Source organism: Vitreimonas sp., from assembly GCF_035627415.1.
Taxonomy (GTDB): domain Bacteria; phylum Pseudomonadota; class Alphaproteobacteria; order Caulobacterales; family Aquidulcibacteraceae; genus Vitreimonas.
The window spans coordinates 63476-78862 of the sequence record NZ_DASPLU010000009.1 but is presented as its reverse complement, the minus strand read 5'-3'; the positions used below and the strand labels follow the sequence as shown (position 1 = coordinate 78862).

At 66.3% G+C, this 15387-nt stretch carries 20 protein-coding genes; 10 read left to right on the top strand and 10 right to left on the bottom strand.

What is annotated here, in order from left to right; translation table 11 throughout:
• Nucleotides 1-165 precede the first annotated feature (165 nt).
• Nucleotides 166-633, top strand: a complete 468-nt coding sequence (locus tag VEA80_RS06065; RefSeq protein ID WP_325059805.1) for a hypothetical protein — start codon at nucleotides 166-168, stop codon at nucleotides 631-633.
• 56 nt (nucleotides 634-689) lie between these two features.
• Complete coding sequence (locus VEA80_RS06060) at nucleotides 690-1601, top strand: cation diffusion facilitator family transporter (RefSeq protein ID WP_325059804.1); 912 nt, start codon at nucleotides 690-692, stop codon at nucleotides 1599-1601.
• Between the two features lie 10 nt (nucleotides 1602-1611).
• Here the strand turns inward: VEA80_RS06060 and nudC are convergent, their stop codons facing one another.
• A complete protein-coding gene (gene nudC / locus VEA80_RS06055; RefSeq protein ID WP_325059803.1) occupies nucleotides 1612-2520 on the bottom strand; it encodes an NAD(+) diphosphatase in 909 nt (302 codons plus the stop codon).
• 181 nt (nucleotides 2521-2701) lie between these two features.
• Nucleotides 2702-3481: a hypothetical protein gene (locus tag VEA80_RS06050; protein ID WP_325059802.1), complete on the bottom strand. Its 780-nt coding sequence runs from the start codon at nucleotides 3479-3481 to the stop codon at nucleotides 2702-2704.
• Between the two features lie 104 nt (nucleotides 3482-3585).
• On the opposite strand from VEA80_RS06050, the gene arfB reads away from it, so the two are divergent.
• A complete protein-coding gene (gene arfB / locus VEA80_RS06045; protein WP_349257216.1) occupies nucleotides 3586-4008 on the top strand; it encodes an alternative ribosome rescue aminoacyl-tRNA hydrolase ArfB in 423 nt (140 codons plus the stop codon).
• Nucleotides 4009-4074: 66 nt separating this feature from the next.
• Here the strand turns inward: arfB and VEA80_RS06040 are convergent, their stop codons facing one another.
• Both VEA80_RS06040 and rmuC read right to left on the bottom strand, forming a co-directional pair.
• Nucleotides 4075-4860, bottom strand: coding sequence for a hypothetical protein (locus tag VEA80_RS06040; RefSeq protein WP_325059800.1), 786 nt, complete (start codon nucleotides 4858-4860; stop codon nucleotides 4075-4077).
• A 101-nt stretch (nucleotides 4861-4961) separates the two neighbouring features.
• A complete protein-coding gene (gene rmuC / locus VEA80_RS06035; RefSeq protein WP_325059799.1) occupies nucleotides 4962-6263 on the bottom strand; it encodes a DNA recombination protein RmuC in 1302 nt (433 codons plus the stop codon).
• Nucleotides 6264-6366: 103 nt separating this feature from the next.
• Between rmuC and VEA80_RS06030 the strand changes: the two genes are divergently transcribed.
• The 3 genes from VEA80_RS06030 to VEA80_RS06020 are packed head-to-tail and all read left to right on the top strand — an operon-like array spanning nucleotide 6367 to nucleotide 7565.
• Nucleotides 6367-6567 carry a twin transmembrane helix small protein gene (locus tag VEA80_RS06030; RefSeq protein ID WP_325059798.1) on the top strand — a complete coding sequence of 67 codons (201 nt, stop codon included), beginning with the start codon at nucleotides 6367-6369 and terminating at the stop codon, nucleotides 6565-6567.
• Complete coding sequence (locus VEA80_RS06025; RefSeq protein WP_325059797.1) at nucleotides 6568-7137, top strand: cob(I)yrinic acid a,c-diamide adenosyltransferase; 570 nt, start codon at nucleotides 6568-6570, stop codon at nucleotides 7135-7137. It abuts the gene before it with no gap.
• Nucleotides 7137-7565 carry a VOC family protein gene (locus VEA80_RS06020; protein ID WP_325059796.1) on the top strand — a complete coding sequence of 143 codons (429 nt, stop codon included), beginning with the start codon at nucleotides 7137-7139 and terminating at the stop codon, nucleotides 7563-7565. Before VEA80_RS06025 ends, VEA80_RS06020 begins: the two co-directional genes overlap by 1 nt.
• 58 nt (nucleotides 7566-7623) lie before the next feature.
• On the opposite strand, the gene VEA80_RS06015 is transcribed toward VEA80_RS06020, so the two are convergent.
• From VEA80_RS06015 to VEA80_RS06000, 4 genes are all read right to left on the bottom strand, one after another.
• Nucleotides 7624-7779, bottom strand: coding sequence for a hypothetical protein (locus tag VEA80_RS06015; RefSeq protein WP_325059795.1), 156 nt, complete (start codon nucleotides 7777-7779; stop codon nucleotides 7624-7626).
• A 9-nt stretch (nucleotides 7780-7788) separates the two neighbouring features.
• Nucleotides 7789-7986 carry a CsbD family protein gene (locus VEA80_RS06010; RefSeq protein WP_325059794.1) on the bottom strand — a complete coding sequence of 66 codons (198 nt, stop codon included), beginning with the start codon at nucleotides 7984-7986 and terminating at the stop codon, nucleotides 7789-7791.
• A gap of 60 nt (nucleotides 7987-8046) precedes the next feature.
• The gene (gene phbB / locus VEA80_RS06005) at nucleotides 8047-8772 is read right to left on the bottom strand and encodes an acetoacetyl-CoA reductase (RefSeq protein ID WP_325059793.1); all 726 of its coding nucleotides are present in this window, start codon (nucleotides 8770-8772) and stop codon (nucleotides 8047-8049) included.
• 123 nt (nucleotides 8773-8895) lie between these two features.
• Entirely contained in the window at nucleotides 8896-9621 is a 726-nt protein-coding gene (locus VEA80_RS06000) for a glutathione S-transferase family protein (RefSeq protein ID WP_325059792.1), read from the bottom strand.
• Between the two features lie 87 nt (nucleotides 9622-9708).
• Here VEA80_RS06000 and VEA80_RS05995 point away from each other — a divergent pair, with 87 nt between their 5' ends.
• Together VEA80_RS05995 and VEA80_RS05990 are read left to right on the top strand one after the other, a co-directional pair.
• Nucleotides 9709-10401, top strand: coding sequence for a YafY family protein (locus VEA80_RS05995; RefSeq protein WP_325059791.1), 693 nt, complete (start codon nucleotides 9709-9711; stop codon nucleotides 10399-10401).
• Nucleotides 10402-10439: 38 nt separating this feature from the next.
• Nucleotides 10440-10874: an ester cyclase gene (locus tag VEA80_RS05990; RefSeq protein WP_325059790.1), complete on the top strand. Its 435-nt coding sequence runs from the start codon at nucleotides 10440-10442 to the stop codon at nucleotides 10872-10874.
• Nucleotides 10875-10893: 19 nt separating this feature from the next.
• Here VEA80_RS05990 and VEA80_RS05985 read toward each other — a convergent pair whose 3' ends face one another.
• On the bottom strand, nucleotides 10894-11088 hold the full coding sequence (locus tag VEA80_RS05985; protein WP_325059789.1) for a hypothetical protein: 195 nt from the start codon (nucleotides 11086-11088) through the stop codon (nucleotides 10894-10896).
• 285 nt (nucleotides 11089-11373) lie between these two features.
• On the opposite strand from VEA80_RS05985, the gene VEA80_RS05980 reads away from it, so the two are divergent.
• Entirely contained in the window at nucleotides 11374-12912 is a 1539-nt protein-coding gene (locus tag VEA80_RS05980) for a tetratricopeptide repeat-containing sulfotransferase family protein (protein WP_325059788.1), read from the top strand.
• 227 nt (nucleotides 12913-13139) lie between these two features.
• The gene (locus VEA80_RS05975; protein WP_325059787.1) at nucleotides 13140-13883 is read left to right on the top strand and encodes a M23 family metallopeptidase; all 744 of its coding nucleotides are present in this window, start codon (nucleotides 13140-13142) and stop codon (nucleotides 13881-13883) included.
• Nucleotides 13884-14022: 139 nt separating this feature from the next.
• Here the strand turns inward: VEA80_RS05975 and VEA80_RS05970 are convergent, their stop codons facing one another.
• Nucleotides 14023-15195 carry an acetyl-CoA C-acetyltransferase gene (locus tag VEA80_RS05970; protein WP_325059786.1) on the bottom strand — a complete coding sequence of 391 codons (1173 nt, stop codon included), beginning with the start codon at nucleotides 15193-15195 and terminating at the stop codon, nucleotides 14023-14025.
• Nucleotides 15196-15387 lie beyond the last annotated feature (192 nt).

Sequence of the window (15387 nt, the reverse complement as noted above, 5' to 3'; positions counted from 1 at the left end):
CGTTCCGGTCGCCGCTGCCCTTTGCGGCCTCGGCGCCCGCCGCTCAACAGCTTGTGATCGGCCCAAATTTGCAGCGTGACCGCGGTCACGCGGCGCATCTGCAAGCGCTCCTACATTCATCTCGTGCTCAGGAAACGTCGCCTGGGCGCGGGGAGTTTAGGAGCCATGACGAAATTAGCCGCCTCCGGTTTGGCCACAGCGTTTTCGCTCGCGATGCTGGCCGGCTCTGCGCTTGCGCTGCGCGACGAGTACGTCGCCGCCGAACAGCAGCAAGTCGCAGCGGCGCCCGCCCCCGTCGAAATGCTGAACGTCGGCCAATGCCGCATCCACTACGACGCGCTGCCGATGGACAAGCAGCCGGCGGCGATGGAATGCGAGCACGCGCACTGGGTCGCCCAACGCTGGGGCGGCGCCGTGCTCGAGCGCACGGAAAACGGCGTGGCCGAAGCGGCCGCCTACGAAGGCGGCAACGACTTTACCGGCGTGCCGGCGAGCGAACTGCCGCGCCGCGGCTATTGCCGCGCCTGGATCGACGGCGTCAGCGCCGATGCGCAACCGCAAGAAAGCGATTGCCGCATGGCCCGCCGCACCGCCGCCGAACGCGGCGGCCGCGTGATCTTCATGCCGCTGTAGCCAGTGCGCGCCCGTACCCTATTGCCCTACTGCCACATTGCCTTATTGCCCTAGCCATGCACGGCCATCACGGGCACGATCACCACCACGACCACGCCCACCACCACGCGCCGCCCTCCGACAAACGTTATACAGTCGCCATCGTTCTCAACGTCGCGTTCGTTGCGCTCGAAGCCGCGGCGGGATTTCTCGCCAACTCCACGGCGCTACTATCGGACGCCGCGCACAACCTCTCCGACGTGCTCGGCCTTGCGCTCGCCGGCGGCGCGGCCTGGCTCGCGAAGCAGCAAGCGAGCGAGCGGCGCACCTACGGCTTCGCCAAGGCGACCGTGCTGGCCGCCCTGGCCAACGCGCTGGTGCTGGTGGTCGCCTGCGGCGGAATCCTGTGGGAAGCGCTGCGGCGGTTCATTGCGCCAGAGCCGGTGGAGCCCGGCTTCGTCATGACCGTTGCGGCGATCGGCGTGCTGATCAATGGCGCGACCGCAATGCTGTTCTTGGCCGGGCGCAAGCAAGACGTGAACGTCCGCGGCGCCTATCTGCACATGCTCGCGGACGCGGGCGTTTCGGCCGCGGTCATCGTGGCCGGCGCAGCGATCTGGATCACCGGCTTCGACTGGATCGACCCGGCGATCTCGGTGGGTGTCGTGCTGCTGATCCTCTGGGGCACGTGGCGCCTTTTGCGCGAGTCGCTCGATCTCGCCCTCGACGCCGCCCCCTCGCACATCGACGTCGCCGAAGTGCGCGCCTTTCTCGCCGCCCAAGCCGGGGTGACGGCGGTGCACGATCTGCACATCTGGGCGATGAGCGCCGCCACGCCCGCGCTGACCGCGCACGTGGTGCGGCCCGAGGGCAGCGACGACGGCTTCCTCGCCCGCGTCTCGGACGAGATCGAACAGCGCTTCGGCATCGCCCACGTGACGCTGCAAGTGGAGCGGACGCAACGGGACGATTGCGCGGAATGCGATTAGGCGAGGCCGGCTACTCCTCCGCCCAGCTCTTCAGCAGTTGGTGCGCGATCGCGAACGGCGGCGGCGCAAACGCGTCGGGGTGCTTAGCGGCGATCAGCAGCTTGGCTTCCTCGCGGGTGAACCAGCGGCCGCTTTCGAGTTCGAACGTGTCAATGGTCTCGTTGTCGTTTTCGACTTCGCAGAGGACGCCGATCATCAGCGAATGCGGAAACGGCCAGGGCTGGGTCGAGTGCATGCGGACGTGGCGGACCTTGAGCCCCGCCTCTTCCAGCGTCTCGCGCGCGACCGCTTCTTCGATCGCCTCGCCCGGTTCGATAAATCCCGCCAGCGCCGAATGCATGCCGCGCGGCCACGCGCGCTGGCGGCCGAGCAAGCACTTGTCGCCGAATGTCGGCACCATGATGCAGACGGGATCGACCCGCGGGAAATGCTCGGCCGAGCAGATCGGACACTCGCGCTTCCAGCCGGCTTCGACGATCAGCGTCGGCGCGCCGCAATTGGCGCAGAAGCCGTGCCGGCCATGCCACTCGAACACCGCCTTGGCCGGCCCAAGCATGGCGAGATCGTCACGCGAAAGCCGCGGCCCCAGCGCACGCAGATCGTCGAAGCGGCCGAGGCCTTCGAGCTTGGCGGCGTCGTCCACATCGATAGCGAAGTGGGCGGCGCCTTTGTCATCGAGGCCGAGAAACAAGGTGCAGGCGCCCGGCGGCGCGATGCCCGCGCGCGCATGTGCGCCGAGCCAACCCGGCGCGACGACGCCGCTCTCCTCCACCACCAACGGCCGCTGCTTGTGGAAGGGAATGAGCAGCGTCGTCTCCGCCTCGAGCGCGGCGTCGAGCCAGGCCATGTCGCGCCGATGGTGGCCGGCGCGATCGAGCGGCGAACGGGTGAAGGCATTGGGATTGTGCGGGAGGAGCATGACTGGGGATTGGGGATTGGATCAGGATGGTTCTGCTGTGAGGCGTAGACGCGCCTTGTTGAGCATGCGTGAGAGCACGCGCATTCCTTCAGCGACGTTCATCGCCTGGTCCAAACGTCCAGCTCGCGATAACTCGCAGAATCCCATCCCGATCCCCAATCCCGTTACCCCAATCCCGAGTTCAAGCCGGCTTGCGGAATCTCAGCACGAACTGGTCGGTGCGGCCGCGGATATCGCCTTCGAACACACGCAGGCTGCGATCGTCTTCCGGGTTGCGCAGGACCGGGCTCTCCGCCTCCAGCACGAAGCCGGCCGCGGTGACCTCGCGGATGATTTGCGCCTGGTCGATGCGGTGGATGTCGGCCTGGGGATCGGCGGTGTTGATCGTGTGCCCGGGCTGGGCGGCGTGATCGATGATCACGTAAACGCCGCCCGGCTTCAGCGCCTCGTAAATGGCGCGATTGAGCGCGGGCACGTCGATGCCAAGCTGCGGATAGAACCAGTCGTGATAGATCTGCGAGACGAACACGGCGTCGAGCGGCTCGGCGATGGTCCAGCCCTGATAGCCGGCGGTGAGATGAGTGATGTTGCCATAGTCCGCGGCGAACGCTGCGAGCGGCCGCGGGCGTTCCGGCGTGCCGGCGCGGTCGATGCCGTAGACGTGACCGGTGGGGCCGACCGCGACGGAGAAGAGGCGCGTGTAATAGCCGCCGCCGGGGCCGACGTCGGCGATGCGCCAGCCGGGCTGGACGCCGGCGAAGGCCATGATCTCGGCGGGGTGGCGGAGCGCATCACGCGCGCGGTCGGCGTCCGGACGGCGCGGCTCGGCCACTGCGGCCAGGATGTGCGGCGATGTCGCCGTCACCGGCGCGGCTTCGCGCATCATCAGCCCAGGCACGGCGCCGCCGGCGCAGGCGGCGATGAACACAGCCGCACCCAGGCCGGCCAAGAAATTCCGCATGTGGTCCTCCCTCGTCGGCCCGTTCTAGCCGCGCCCATCAGGGCTTGTCTCGCCTCGGGGCGCAAAGTGAACGATTGGAAACCAACATCCGTTAGACTGAGGCGATGATTCCGGTGACGCCCACCCTCGCCATCGACGAGCGCGACCTCGAGGAGCGCTTCATCCGCGCGGCCGGGCCGGGCGGGCAGAACGTCAACAAGGTGTCGACGGCGGTGGAGCTGCGCTTCAACGTCCGCGGCTTCACCGAGATGCCGGAGGACGTGCGCGCGCGGCTGGAGAAGCTGGCCGGGCGGCGTCTCACGCTCGACGGCGAGATCGTGCTGCGGGCGGACGAGCACCGCACCCAGGACCGCAACCGCAGCGAAGCGTTAGCGCGCCTGGTGGCGCTGGTGGAGCAAGCGACGCATCGGCCGAAGCCGCGCAAGAAGACGAAGGTGCCGCGTGCGGCGAAGGAGAAACGGCTCGAAGGCAAGGCGCGGCGCGGCGACGTGAAGGCGAAGCGCGGCCGGGTGCGTGAGCACGACTAGCTCCGGATTGGGGATTGGGGAGTTGGTCAGCCGCAATCCCGAAAACCCAATCCCCAATCCCGAACCTTATTCCGGCTTTCTGAACCGCAGCACGAACTGATCGGTGCGGCCGCGGATGGAGTCGTCGAAGACGCTTGCGGTGCGCGCGTCGGCGGGGTTGCGCAGCACGTCGCTCTCGCCGTCGAACACGAAGCCGGCGGCTTCGACCTCGCGGCGCACAGTGGCTTCGTCAATGCGGTGGATCGTGGTTTCTGCGTTGGTTTCGACCGGCGCGCCGGCGACGGCGGAGTGATCGATGACGATGTAATAGCCGCCGGGCTTCAGCGCCGCGAACGCGGTGCGGTTCATCGCGGCGCGGTCGCCGAGATTGTACGCGGTGAGCGGCATGTCGTGATAGTTCTGCGCGGTGAAGACAACATCGAGCGGCTCTGGATAGGCGAGCGCGTCATACGGCGTGCGCGCCATCACCGCGTTCGGGTACTCGGCGGCGACGGCGAGAACCGGCGTTTCGTACTCGCCGGCGACCCCGTCGGGGCGGATGGTCGGATAGACGCGGCCCTCTTCGCCGACAGCGACGGCGAACATGCGCGTCCAGTAACCACCGCCGGGAAATATCTCACCCACACGGTCGCCCGGCTCGACGCGGGCGAAAGCGAGGATTTCGGCTGGGCGGCGCATGGCGTCGCGGTCACGGTCCGGTTGCGGGCGGCGCGTATCGGCGACGGCGGCGACGATGTTGGCCGCGTCCGGGGATACTTCGGCGGTCGCGGGTTCGGTGTCGGCTTGTTGCGCTTGCTGGTTGCAAGCGGCCAGCGCAAGCGCGGCAATGGCGGCGATGAGGATGTGTTTCATAGGCGTCTCCCTCCTCCTCGTGCTGCTAACGCGGCGGCGCGGGCGCGTCACCCGTCGCGCGACGAATGGTCGTTTCCGTGCGCGGACCGAGGGACGAGGGACTAACGTCCTCGCTTCGTACCCTGGCTCGGCGGCATCAGTTCGAGTTGCTCGGGCGGCTGCAGCTGGCGCGGCGCGGCTTCGATTTGGGCGGCGGCGGCGATCTCGATGCCGGCGTCGCCGGCGCCGAGTTCCTTGAACTTGCGCGCTTGCGGCAGGACGCGGCTTTCGACTGAGCCGACCAGTTCGTTGTAGCTCTTGACCGACTTCTCGATGCTGTCGCCGACCTTGGCCATCTTGTCGACCATGATCGCCATACGGCTGTGCATCTCGCGGCCCAGCTCGGCGATCTTCTGCGTGTTCTTGGCGCTGTCTTCCTGACGCCAACCGTAAGCGATCGACTTCGCGAGCGCGACCATCGTAGTCGGCGTGGTGAGAATGACCTTCTGCGAGAAGGCGTCGTCGAACAGGTTCGGATCGCGCTCCGCGGCTGCGGCGAGAAAGTTCTCACCTGGCACGAACAGGACGACGAACTCGGCCGTATCGGGCACGTGCTTTTGGTATTCCTTCGAAGCGAGGTTCTTCACGTGGCCCTTGAGTTCGGCGACGTGCTTCTTCAGGTGCAGTTCGCGGGTGGCGTCGTCGGTGGCTTCGACAGCGTCGAGATAGCCCGAGAGCGCGACTTTCGAGTCGACGACGATGCAGCGGCCGCCCGGAAGATTGATCACGACGTCGGGCCTGAGGCGCGCGCCCTCTCCGTCCGTCGTCGAGAACTGCTCTTTGAAATCAACGTGCGCGGAGAGTCCCGAAAGTTCGAGCACGTTGCGCAAGGTTTGCTCGCCCCAGCGGCCGCGCATTTTTGGCGAGGCGCGCAGAGCTGAGAGCAGCTGCGTCGTCGTCTTGTTGGTCGTGCCGACGGCGTCGACGATCTGCTTCACTTGTTCATTGATGGCCGACTTGTCCTGCAGGCGCGCCTTTTCGAGCGCTTCGACGGAGGTCGCGAGTTTCGCGAGCGCCTCTTGCGCCGGCGTCAGCACTTCCTTTACGCCCCCGGCGGCGGCCTGTTTGTGCTTCTCGAACGTCTCGTTGGCGAGCGTCATGAAGCTGGCTTGCGAGGCCTGCAGCGCCCTGGTGGCGATTTCGACGAAGCGCGCCTCCTCGGTTTCGGAGCGTTCGTTCTTCTGCGCCTTGGCGGCGGCCAGTTCGGTGGCGAGGTCAAGGTTCTGCTTGCGGGCTTCGTGAAGCTCAGCGCGCAGGCGGTCGCGTTCAGCCCGGATCGGCTCGACGCCGGCCGAGCGGTAGGCGAACCACGCCGCGGCGCCGATGGCGGCGAGGGCGAGCACAAGCAAAAGCGATTCGGTCATTTCGGGAGCCTAGCAGTCCGCCGGTCCCGACCCCATGCCCGGCCGTTTTAGGGTTGATCTGGCGCATGGCGGAAGCCCGCCCCGCGGCGTAGGCTCGCCGCCCATGAACCCGTTCGACTACCTGATCCCGGTGGCGCTCGCCGTCGTCTTCGCGATCCTTTGCTTTGGCATTTTCGCCATGTTTCGCGGTGGCGACTTTGGCCGTTCCTGGTCGAACAAGGCCATGCGCATGCGCGTGGTGGCGCAGTTCGTCGCGATCATGATCCTGGTTGCGGCGCTCTGGTTTAAGCAGCAATACGGCTAGATGGTCCGGATAGACAAAATCGTCACCAAAGCCGGCGACGGCGGCAAGACCCGGCTGGCGACCGGCGAGCCGGTGTCGAAGGCCAGCGCGCGCGTCGCCGCGTACGGCGCGGTCGACGAAGCGAACTCGGCGATCGGCGTCGCCCGGCTCCACACCACCGCGGATCCGGTGCTCGATCCGATCCTAGAGCGGGTGCAGAACGATCTGTTCGATCTCGGCGCCGATCTGGCGACGCCGGATTCGCCCGATCTCAAGTTCGAGCCGCTGCGCATCCAGGAGAGCCAGGTGCTGCGGCTCGAGGCGGAGATCGATCAGCTGAATGATCAGCTCTCGCCGCTCACCTCTTTCATCCTGCCCGGCGGCTCGCCGGCCGCGGCGCATCTGCATCTGTCGCGCGCGATCGCGCGCCGGGCGGAGCGCGAGATCGTGGCGTTGGCGGACGAGGGCAAGGTGTCGGCGGAAGCGATCAGATTCGCGAACCGGCTGTCGGACCTGCTGTTCGTGGCGGCGCGCTACGCCAACGATCGCGGCAAGGCGGACCTGCTGTGGAAGCCCGGCGCGAACCGCTGATGCGTGGCGGCGTCCACCATATCGACCTGACGGTGAAGGACGCACATGCGTCGCGCGCGTTCTATGAGAGCGTGCTTGGCTTCATGGGCTATCGCTACTCGGCCCCGATAGCGGACGTGAGCGGCGCGCCTCCCAACGGCTACGATTTCGACCTGCGCGACGGCGACAGCTTCTGCTCCATCGGAATCTTGAGCGCGCGCGGTCAGAACGCGAGCCGAGCGCACGATAGGTACAGTCCGGGCCTACACCACATCGCCTGGACCGCGGCGAGCCGCGAGGACGTCGACGCGATGCACGCGCATCTGCTGAAAATGGGGGCGGCAATTCTCGATGCGCCGGCGGATTATCCGCAGTATGGCGAGGGCTATTACGCGGTTTTCTTCGCCGATCCGGACGGGCTGAAGCTCGAATACGTGTACAAGCCGTGACGCCGTGACACCGAAAGGCCCGCCTCTCGGCGGGCCCTTGCTTCAGTGCTTGTTCGCTTCAGTGCTTCTTTTTCAATTCTTCGCGGCTGTCCTTGTTCAGGTTCTTGCCGCCACTGACATAATCGCGGTGAGCGCGCTTGGGCTCACCGGGCTTCGGATCGTCCTTGCCGAATCTGCGCTCCTGATCGGCGCGGTTGGGATCTTGCTCTTCCATTTTCGGACCTCAGTGACGTGTATCGTCGCGCCGATCCTTGCCACGCGCGGCGTCCTTCACATCGCCCAACGCTTCATGGCCTTCGCCTTTGGCCTTGTCGAGCTTGCCTTTGACTTTCATCGAGGTGTCGTCGGTCAGATTGCCGATGCCTTCCTTGATCGCGCCGGACGTCTTGTCGCGCGCGCCTTTGACGTGCTCTTTATCCATTCGGGCTCTCTCCTTGGATTTGAGAGAACGAGAAACGCCGAGGGAAGTTCCTGGCCGCGCTCAGCCGGCTATGTATTGCGCGCCATTCATGGTGAGCGTCGCGCCGGTCATGAAGCCAGCTTGGTCGGACGCCAGGAAGGCGACGGCGTGGGCGATCTCCTCGGCCTTGCCGAGTCGGCCGACCGGAATGGTCGCGATGATCTTCTTCAGCACCTCTTGCGGCACAGCGGCGACCATGTCGGTGTCGATGTAGCCGGGCGCAATGCAGTTCACGGTGACGCCTTTCATCGCGCCCTCCTGCGCCAGCGCTTTGGTAAAGCCGATGATGCCGGCCTTGGCGGCGCTGTAGTTCACCTGCCCCGCCTGGCCCTTCTGACCATTGATCGAGCTGATGTTGACGATGCGGCCGAAACCCCGATTGCGCATGCCTTCGTAGATCGGGCGCGTCATGTAGAAGAGCGAGGAGAGATCGACGCGGATCACCTCATCCCATTGCTCGGCGCTCATCTTGTGAAAGAAGCCGTCGCGGGTGATGCCGGCATTGTTCACGAGCACGTCGACCGGGCCGAGATCGGCTTCGACCTTGGCGATGCCGTCCTTGCACGCTTGCGCGTTGCCGACATCCCACTTGTAGGCGGCGATGCAGAGTTCCTTGGCCGTGGCGTCGGCGGCTTCGGAATTGCCGGCGTAATTGGCCGCGACCTTGAAGCCTTCGGCCTTGAGCCGAGCCGAGATCGCTTTGCCGATGCCCCGTGTCCCGCCCGTCACCAAAGCCACCCGCGCCATTGCCGCCTCCCGATTATTTGTTCTCCGGACGATGGCCCGGTTCAGGCGGCCCACTTTGCGCGAGTTCTGCCGCGACGCAACACACTGCGTCGCGGCAACTCCGTTTTTTCTGGCCTCGGAAAGCTAGGCGGCCATGGCCGTCGGCCAGCTCACGTCGGCGAAATAACGCGCTTCGAGCCGCTGCAGATAGCTCCTCAAGTTTGCGTGCTCGAGCACGAGGCCCGACAGCGGCGTATCGAAGAATGGCGTCGCGCACGAACTCAGCACGCCGAACGCGGACGCATCGACGGCGCTTGGCGTGTCGCCGAAGAGATAGGGCTTGTCGCCCAGCACGGCGGCAACGGCGGAGATATCGCGTTCGGCGAGCAGCATCCGCTCCTCGCGCGAGTGGCGGCCGATGCCGTGGCGGACCATCATGGTGTGCAGCTGCTCGCGGACCTCCTTGCAGAGGGCCGTGCGCGCGGGCTCCGGCGCGTCCATGAAGAACAGACGAGGGCCCTTTTCGAAGTTGGCGTCCACGAGCCAACGTTCGTGCGCCATGATCATGGCGAGGCGGTCTTCGAGCATTCGTTCGAGGCCCCAGGCCGCGCCGCGCTCGGCGAAGGAGAGGCCGGAATCGAGATCGGCGCCGAGCTTCTGTTCGAAATAGAAACGGATGAAGGTCGAATCTTCGATGATGCGGCCGTCGTCCTCGACGTAAGGGGCTTTGTGTTTCGGGACGGAGTCCAGGTCGGCGATGGCGCGCTCGAATGGCGCGCCGAACATTTGCAGCTGCATGTCGCACTTCAGAACAAACGGGCTCGGACTCGGCGCACCGAACATGGGCCCCCAGCCATACAGAATCGTCATCTTCCGCTCTCCTCACTTCGCATTGGACGCGTCTTAGCTTGCCCCTGCTGACAGCCTTGTGGCAGCAGGCTGGCAGTAGGATTGCTCATGCGCCGCACCGAACGGCTGTTTCAGATTATTCAGGTCCTGCGCTCGAAGCGCCGACCGGTCACGGGACGCGAGCTGGCGGACGAACTCGAGGTGTCGCTACGCACGCTCTATCGCGACATCGCCGAGCTGATGGCGCAGCGCGTGCCGATCCGTGGCGAAGCCGGCACGGGATACGTGATCGACAGCGGCTACGACATGCCGCCGCTGATGCTGACGCAAGACGAATTGGAGGCGGCGGTGCTCGGCGCGGCATGGGTGGCGGAGCGCGGCGACGCGGCGTTGGCGCGGGGCGCGCGCGACCTGATCGGCAAGCTGACGGCAGCCGTGCCGGAGCATCTGCGCCCGGTCGTGCTCGACGCGCAGCTTGCGCCGATTTCGTTCAAGGAACGCGCCGCCGACGCGTTCGATCTAGCCGCGGTGCGAGGCGCCATCCGCGAGCAGCGCAAGATGCGCATCGCCTACGCCGACGAAAACGGCCGCGCGACCGAGCGGACAATTTGGCCGTTCATGATCGGCTATTTCGAGACGGTCCGGATCGTCGTCGCCTGGTGCGAGCTGCGCGAGGCGTTTCGACACTTCCGTTCGGACCGCTTCTGCGCGGCGAACGTGCTGGAGGCGCGCTTCCGGCCTCGGCCGGCGCAGCTGCGCAAGCGCTGGGAGAAGGAGAGTCGCGGCCGCTGCAACACCTGAGCGATTGCGCGCGTTATAGATCGAGTCACACTGGCTTCATGTCCGACGCGCTCGCCGCCGCCCGTATCGAGACTGTTCGCCGCCATATGGCGCTCGAGGTTGAACACGATTGGGACGGCGTGATCGCCACGTTCGCCCGTCCGCGCTACGAGATGCACGGCGCCGGCCAGGTATTCGACGGCGAAACGGCCGTGCGCGGCTATTTCGCCGCCTCGCGCACGCCGTTCCCCGATCAGGGCAACGAAATCATCGCCATCGCGCACGACGGCGACACGGTGCTGGTGGAGTTCTGGCTGACCGGCACGCACCTGGGGCCGCTCAGGTTCGGCGGCCGCACGATCGCTCCCACGGGCAGGGCCTTCCGCGTGCGGATGTGCGCGACGTTCGAGTTCGGGCCCGGCTCGGACAAGATCGTCTGTGAACGCCCCTACTTCGACCAGGGCGCGGTCATGCGGGCCTTGGAGTTGGCGTAGCCAGGAACGCGGGCCCCGATCAGTCCTTGCGCTCGCTGGAATCGGGTTCCGCTGCGGGATCTACTTCAGGCTGGCTCGTCGGCCCGCGCCAGTCACCCCAACCGGTGCGGTTCCAGCGCCAGCCTTCCGGCGCCGGGGCGGCGGCCTCTTGCGCCGCCTTCTCCTCCCGCTCGCGCAGGAAACTCGCGATCTCGGCGTCTGATTTCGGCCCCATGGGCCGGATTATCGCAGTAACGGCGAATTGATCAAAGAGTGTGACGGGATTATGTAATCTTCGCTACAACAGTACGACTCTCGATGTCCGTGCATCCGTGCGGGCGTCGGGCTGCCCCGCTCTGCACCCGCGCGCGCCGCTCGAAACGGCGTGCGTTTCCGGCGTGCGCGTTTCGAACAAGCAATGCCAAGAACTTTGAGACGATCCAACCTAAGCGCTCGACGTACGGCTTTGCTCTTCGCCCCCAGCAACACCTAGCCTTCTATTGTGCGCATCGATCCAACCATGACGATTACGCGACAGAGCATGCGCGAACACTTGCGGCTCGCGTCCAAGGCTTTGTCGCGCGCCAGCGAAACGCGCGTGACCACACGGTTGCAGGCAGTGCGGCAAAACCTGGTCGACGCAGCGCACAAGCAGTTGGCGATCGTGCGCGCAGCCGCGCTGCAGACGTTCGAGGGCATCGGCTTGCCTGGCCTGCCTGCGGCGCGGACGGATCATGACGAGGAGACGCTGCGTCAAGCGCAGTTCGCGCTGGCGGAGACCTGGCGCACGCTGGCGGAGCTCGAAGCCTTACGCGGCGACAAGAGCGCGGGCGTCGCAGCCTATCGGCAGGCGCTCGCGTTCGAGCCGGACAGTGTCGCGGCGCATGCGCAGCTGGCGGATCTGTTGGAGAGCAGCCACGCCTTGGCGGACGCCAAGACGCATGCAGAGCGCGCGCTGCGGGCCGATCCGAACAATGCGGTGGCCGGGCTGGCGCTCGCGCGCGTGCTGTTGCGGCAGGAGAAATTCGCTGACGCCGAGCGCGCGGCGCTGGCGGCCGCCGAGGCGCCTCGGGGGTTAGCGGACAATTGCGCGCTCGCGTGGGCTCTGGTCGGAGAAGCGCGCGATCGGCGCGACGATGCGACCGGCGCTTTCAACGCCTTCACACAGGCGAACCAAATTATGCGCCGGCGCCACGGCGGCGGGCAGGAGCGGCATCATCCCGCACATCCGACGAATGTCCGGTACCTCACCCAGCTCGTCGAGCGCTTGCGGCCGCAGCCTGCCCCTGTCGCATTCGCGACTCCTGCGCCGGCCTTCCTGATCGGTTTTCCACGCTCGGGCACGACGCTGCTCGAACAGGTGCTCGCCACGCACGCAGGCGTCGTTTGTCTCGGCGAGACGGATCACCTGTTCGAAGCGTTCTCCGTGGTGCTGAAGGACGGCGACTTGTTCGACCGCGTCAGCGCTCTCACCGCTGCCGAGATAGAAACCGTGCGCTCGGCCTATCTTGAGCTGGTGCGGGCGGACGCGCCGGCGGCGCAAGGCAAGCTCATCGTCGACAAGCACCCGCTGCACATCACGCTGCTGCCGCTGATCAACAAGATCTGGCCGGATGCCAAGATCGTCCTGTCGCTGCGCGATCCGCGCGATGTTGTGCTTTCGTGCTACCAGCAATGCTTCGGCGCGAACGTCGCGACAGCGCAATTCTGGGCATTAGAGAGCGCGGCAGATTACTACGACGCGGTGATGGGGCTGATGCTCACGTGCCGCGCCAAGCTGAAGCTCGACCTGCACGAGATTGAGTACCGCGACATCGTCGCCGATCTCGAGCGTGAAGCGCACGCGATGGCGGCGTTCCTGGGGCTCACGTTCGAGCCGGCGATGCTGCGTTTCAACGAGGCGGCGCGCGCACGCGCCATTTCGTCGGCGAGCGCGCGACAGGTGACCGAGCCGATCTACGATCGCTCGCTCGGCCGCTGGCGGCGCTATGCGCGCGAGCTGACGCCGGTGCTGCCGCTGCTGGACAAGTGGGCGCGGCGGTTGGGTTACGAGGAATAGCGCTCAAACGCCTGGACGACGCCCAGCGCCATTGCGCCCTTTGCCGGTACTACGTGGCGCAGCGCCGCCAGTTCGGCCTATGCCGAACGGAAGAACGCCCGTACGCCATTGGTGCTGAGTGCGAAAATCGCGCGATGGCCGTCACAAAATGGCCGCGCGATTTCACTTGATACGCGCGCGCTGCGCCGCCCTGCGGCGGCTTTTTTCCACTCGACGAGATGTTGACCGTGACGCACGCCATCACCGCGCGCCAGCGCAACATGCGGCTTGCCGCAGAGCCGAATTCCCGCCGGAACGCCGTCACTTGCTTCGTCAGGCGCGTGCTCACGCGGCTTTCGTTCGCTGTTGCGGCTCTCGGGTTCGTCAATCTCGGCGGCGCCGACGCGACGCTCAACGCACTCGCAAACGCCAACGCAGCGCAGCCCAACCCTTCGGCGGAGGTGAAGGCGCTGGCGCAGCTCCCGGCCATGATCTGGACCATCGACGCCGACGGCGACGGCGACGCCGACTTCTCAAATCCGACCCATAGCGGGGTGCGCGGCGTCGACGCGTTCGGCTCGGGCGATTTCGGCGCGCGGCGCGACGCCGGCAAGCGCAGGCATCACGGCGTCGATTACGTCGCCGCCGTCGGCGCCCTGGTGCGTGCGCCGATCAGCGGCGAAGTGAGCCGGCTGGGCTATGCGTATCGCGGCGTTGGGCGGCTTCGCATCGTCGAGATCGTCAATCCCGAAACCAAATACACGGCGCGCGTGCTCTATGTTGCGCCGACGGTCTCGGTGGGCGATGTCGTGGTGGCGGGCGACGAGATCGGCGCGGCGCAGGACCTGAGCCGCCGCTATCCAGGCATCACCAATCACGTGCACGTCGAACTCCGCGATGCACGCCGGCGGCTGCTCGATGCGTCGGAACAACTGCCGTCAAAGTCGATGCTGCAGGCGCAACGCGCCGGAGCGGCGCCGAGCGTGTTATAGTCGCGCCACGGGGCTACTTCTTCCTTTGCGGATAGAACATCTCGCCGCGTTTGAGCATGGCGGCGATGTCGGCGATCTTCTTGGCGCGGCCGGCTGCTCACCCACGCTGACACCTCCCCCATCGAGGGCGAGGATTAGCTTAGCGCTCTACGCACACTGCGATGCCCATGCCGCCGCCGATACAGAGCGTGGCTAGGCCTTTGCTCTTTCCGCGGCGTTGCAGTTCGTAGAGCAGTGTCGTCAGCACGCGCGCGCCGCTGGCGCCGATCGGGTGTCCGAGCGCGATCGCGCCGCCATTGACGTTCACGAGTTCCGGATCCCAGCACATGTCCTTGTTCACGGCGCACGCTTGCGCCGCGAACGCTTCATTGGCTTCGACGAGATCGAGATCGCCCACCTTCCAGCCCGCTTTCTCGAGCGCGGCTTTCGAGGCGGGAATTGGCCCCGAGCCCATCAGCGCCGGATCGACGCCGCGCGAGGCCCAGGAGGCGATGCGCGCGAGCGGCGTGAGGCCGCGCTTTTGCGCGTCCTCGGCCGTCATCAGCACCAGCGCTGCTGCGCCGTCATTGATGCCGGAGGCATTGGCGGCGGTGACAGTGCCGTCCTTCTTGAACGCGGCGCGGAGGCCCGCCGCGCCTTCGAGCGTTGCTTCGTGTTTGATGTACTCGTCGTTCTCGACGATCGTGTCACCCTTCCGACCCTTCACGGTGACGGCGACGATCTCGTCCTTGAACCTGCCGGCCTTCTGCGCCGCGCTCGCTTTCTTCTGCGAGTTGGTGGCGAACTCATCCTGCTGCGCGCGTGTGATCTGCCACTTCTCGGCGACATTCTCGGCGGTGATGCCCATGTGATATTGGTTGAAGACGTCAGTCAGGCCGTCCTTGATCATCGTGTCGGCGAATTCGAGCGGGCCCATTTTCGTGCCGGCGCGCATGTGCGCGGCGTGGGGCGCAAGGCTCATGCTCTCCTGGCCGCCGGCGACGACCACCTTCGCGTCGCCCGCTTTCAGCTGCTGGTAGCCGACGACAACGGCGCGGAGCCCTGAGCCGCAAACCTGGTTCAGCGACCAGGCCGGGCTCTCGTCCGGCACGCCGGCGGCTCGGGCGGCCTGGCGGGCGGGGTTCATGCCCTGGTTGGCCGTCAGCACTTGGCCCAGCACCACTTCCGAGACTTCGCCCGCATCCACTTTTGCGCGCTGCAGCGCGGCTGTGATCGCTGTGCGGCCGAGCTCGTGCGCGGGCGTCGCAGCAAAGGCGCCGTTGAACGCGCCGATGGGCGTGCGGGCGGCGGAAACGATGACGACGTCGGTCATGGCAGACGGCTCCTGAACGGCGGAAGGCCTTGGTCGGAAAGGGAGACTTATCGCCCCCTATCGCACAAGCGGCGGGCGAAATCCAACGCGCCAGAGCCCCGGTGCTGAACCAAAACGGAGGCTTTGTCTTGCATTGCGGCGAAGGAAGGAAGATTCTGTTCCAAAGCCCGCGTTTCGCGGGCGCCAGAATTC

Bases quoted from the DNA above. Each gene is read 5' to 3' on its own strand.
- VEA80_RS06000 (WP_325059792.1), bottom strand. From the start codon at position 9,621: ATGACGATTCTGTATGGCTGGGGGCCCATGTTCGGTGCGCCGAGTCCG.
- VEA80_RS06060 (WP_325059804.1), top strand. From the start codon at position 690: ATGCACGGCCATCACGGGCACGATCACCACCACGACCACGCCCACCAC.
- VEA80_RS06025 (WP_325059797.1), top strand. From the start codon at position 6,568: ATGGTCCGGATAGACAAAATCGTCACCAAAGCCGGCGACGGCGGCAAG.
- phbB (WP_325059793.1), bottom strand. From the start codon at position 8,772: ATGGCGCGGGTGGCTTTGGTGACGGGCGGGACACGGGGCATCGGCAAA.
- VEA80_RS06050 (WP_325059802.1), bottom strand. From the start codon at position 3,481: ATGCGGAATTTCTTGGCCGGCCTGGGTGCGGCTGTGTTCATCGCCGCC.
- arfB (WP_349257216.1), top strand. From the start codon at position 3,586: ATGATTCCGGTGACGCCCACCCTCGCCATCGACGAGCGCGACCTCGAG.
- VEA80_RS05990 (WP_325059790.1), top strand. From the start codon at position 10,440: ATGTCCGACGCGCTCGCCGCCGCCCGTATCGAGACTGTTCGCCGCCAT.
- nudC (WP_325059803.1), bottom strand. From the start codon at position 2,520: ATGCTCCTCCCGCACAATCCCAATGCCTTCACCCGTTCGCCGCTCGAT.
- VEA80_RS05970 (WP_325059786.1), bottom strand. From the start codon at position 15,195: ATGACCGACGTCGTCATCGTTTCCGCCGCCCGCACGCCCATCGGCGCG.
- VEA80_RS05985 (WP_325059789.1), bottom strand. From the start codon at position 11,088: ATGGGGCCGAAATCAGACGCCGAGATCGCGAGTTTCCTGCGCGAGCGG.
- VEA80_RS05980 (WP_325059788.1), top strand. From the start codon at position 11,374: ATGACGATTACGCGACAGAGCATGCGCGAACACTTGCGGCTCGCGTCC.
- VEA80_RS05995 (WP_325059791.1), top strand. From the start codon at position 9,709: ATGCGCCGCACCGAACGGCTGTTTCAGATTATTCAGGTCCTGCGCTCG.
- VEA80_RS06030 (WP_325059798.1), top strand. From the start codon at position 6,367: ATGAACCCGTTCGACTACCTGATCCCGGTGGCGCTCGCCGTCGTCTTC.
- VEA80_RS06010 (WP_325059794.1), bottom strand. From the start codon at position 7,986: ATGGATAAAGAGCACGTCAAAGGCGCGCGCGACAAGACGTCCGGCGCG.
- rmuC (WP_325059799.1), bottom strand. From the start codon at position 6,263: ATGACCGAATCGCTTTTGCTTGTGCTCGCCCTCGCCGCCATCGGCGCC.
- VEA80_RS06040 (WP_325059800.1), bottom strand. From the start codon at position 4,860: ATGAAACACATCCTCATCGCCGCCATTGCCGCGCTTGCGCTGGCCGCT.
- VEA80_RS06020 (WP_325059796.1), top strand. From the start codon at position 7,137: ATGCGTGGCGGCGTCCACCATATCGACCTGACGGTGAAGGACGCACAT.
- VEA80_RS06015 (WP_325059795.1), bottom strand. From the start codon at position 7,779: ATGGAAGAGCAAGATCCCAACCGCGCCGATCAGGAGCGCAGATTCGGC.
- VEA80_RS06065 (WP_325059805.1), top strand. From the start codon at position 166: ATGACGAAATTAGCCGCCTCCGGTTTGGCCACAGCGTTTTCGCTCGCG.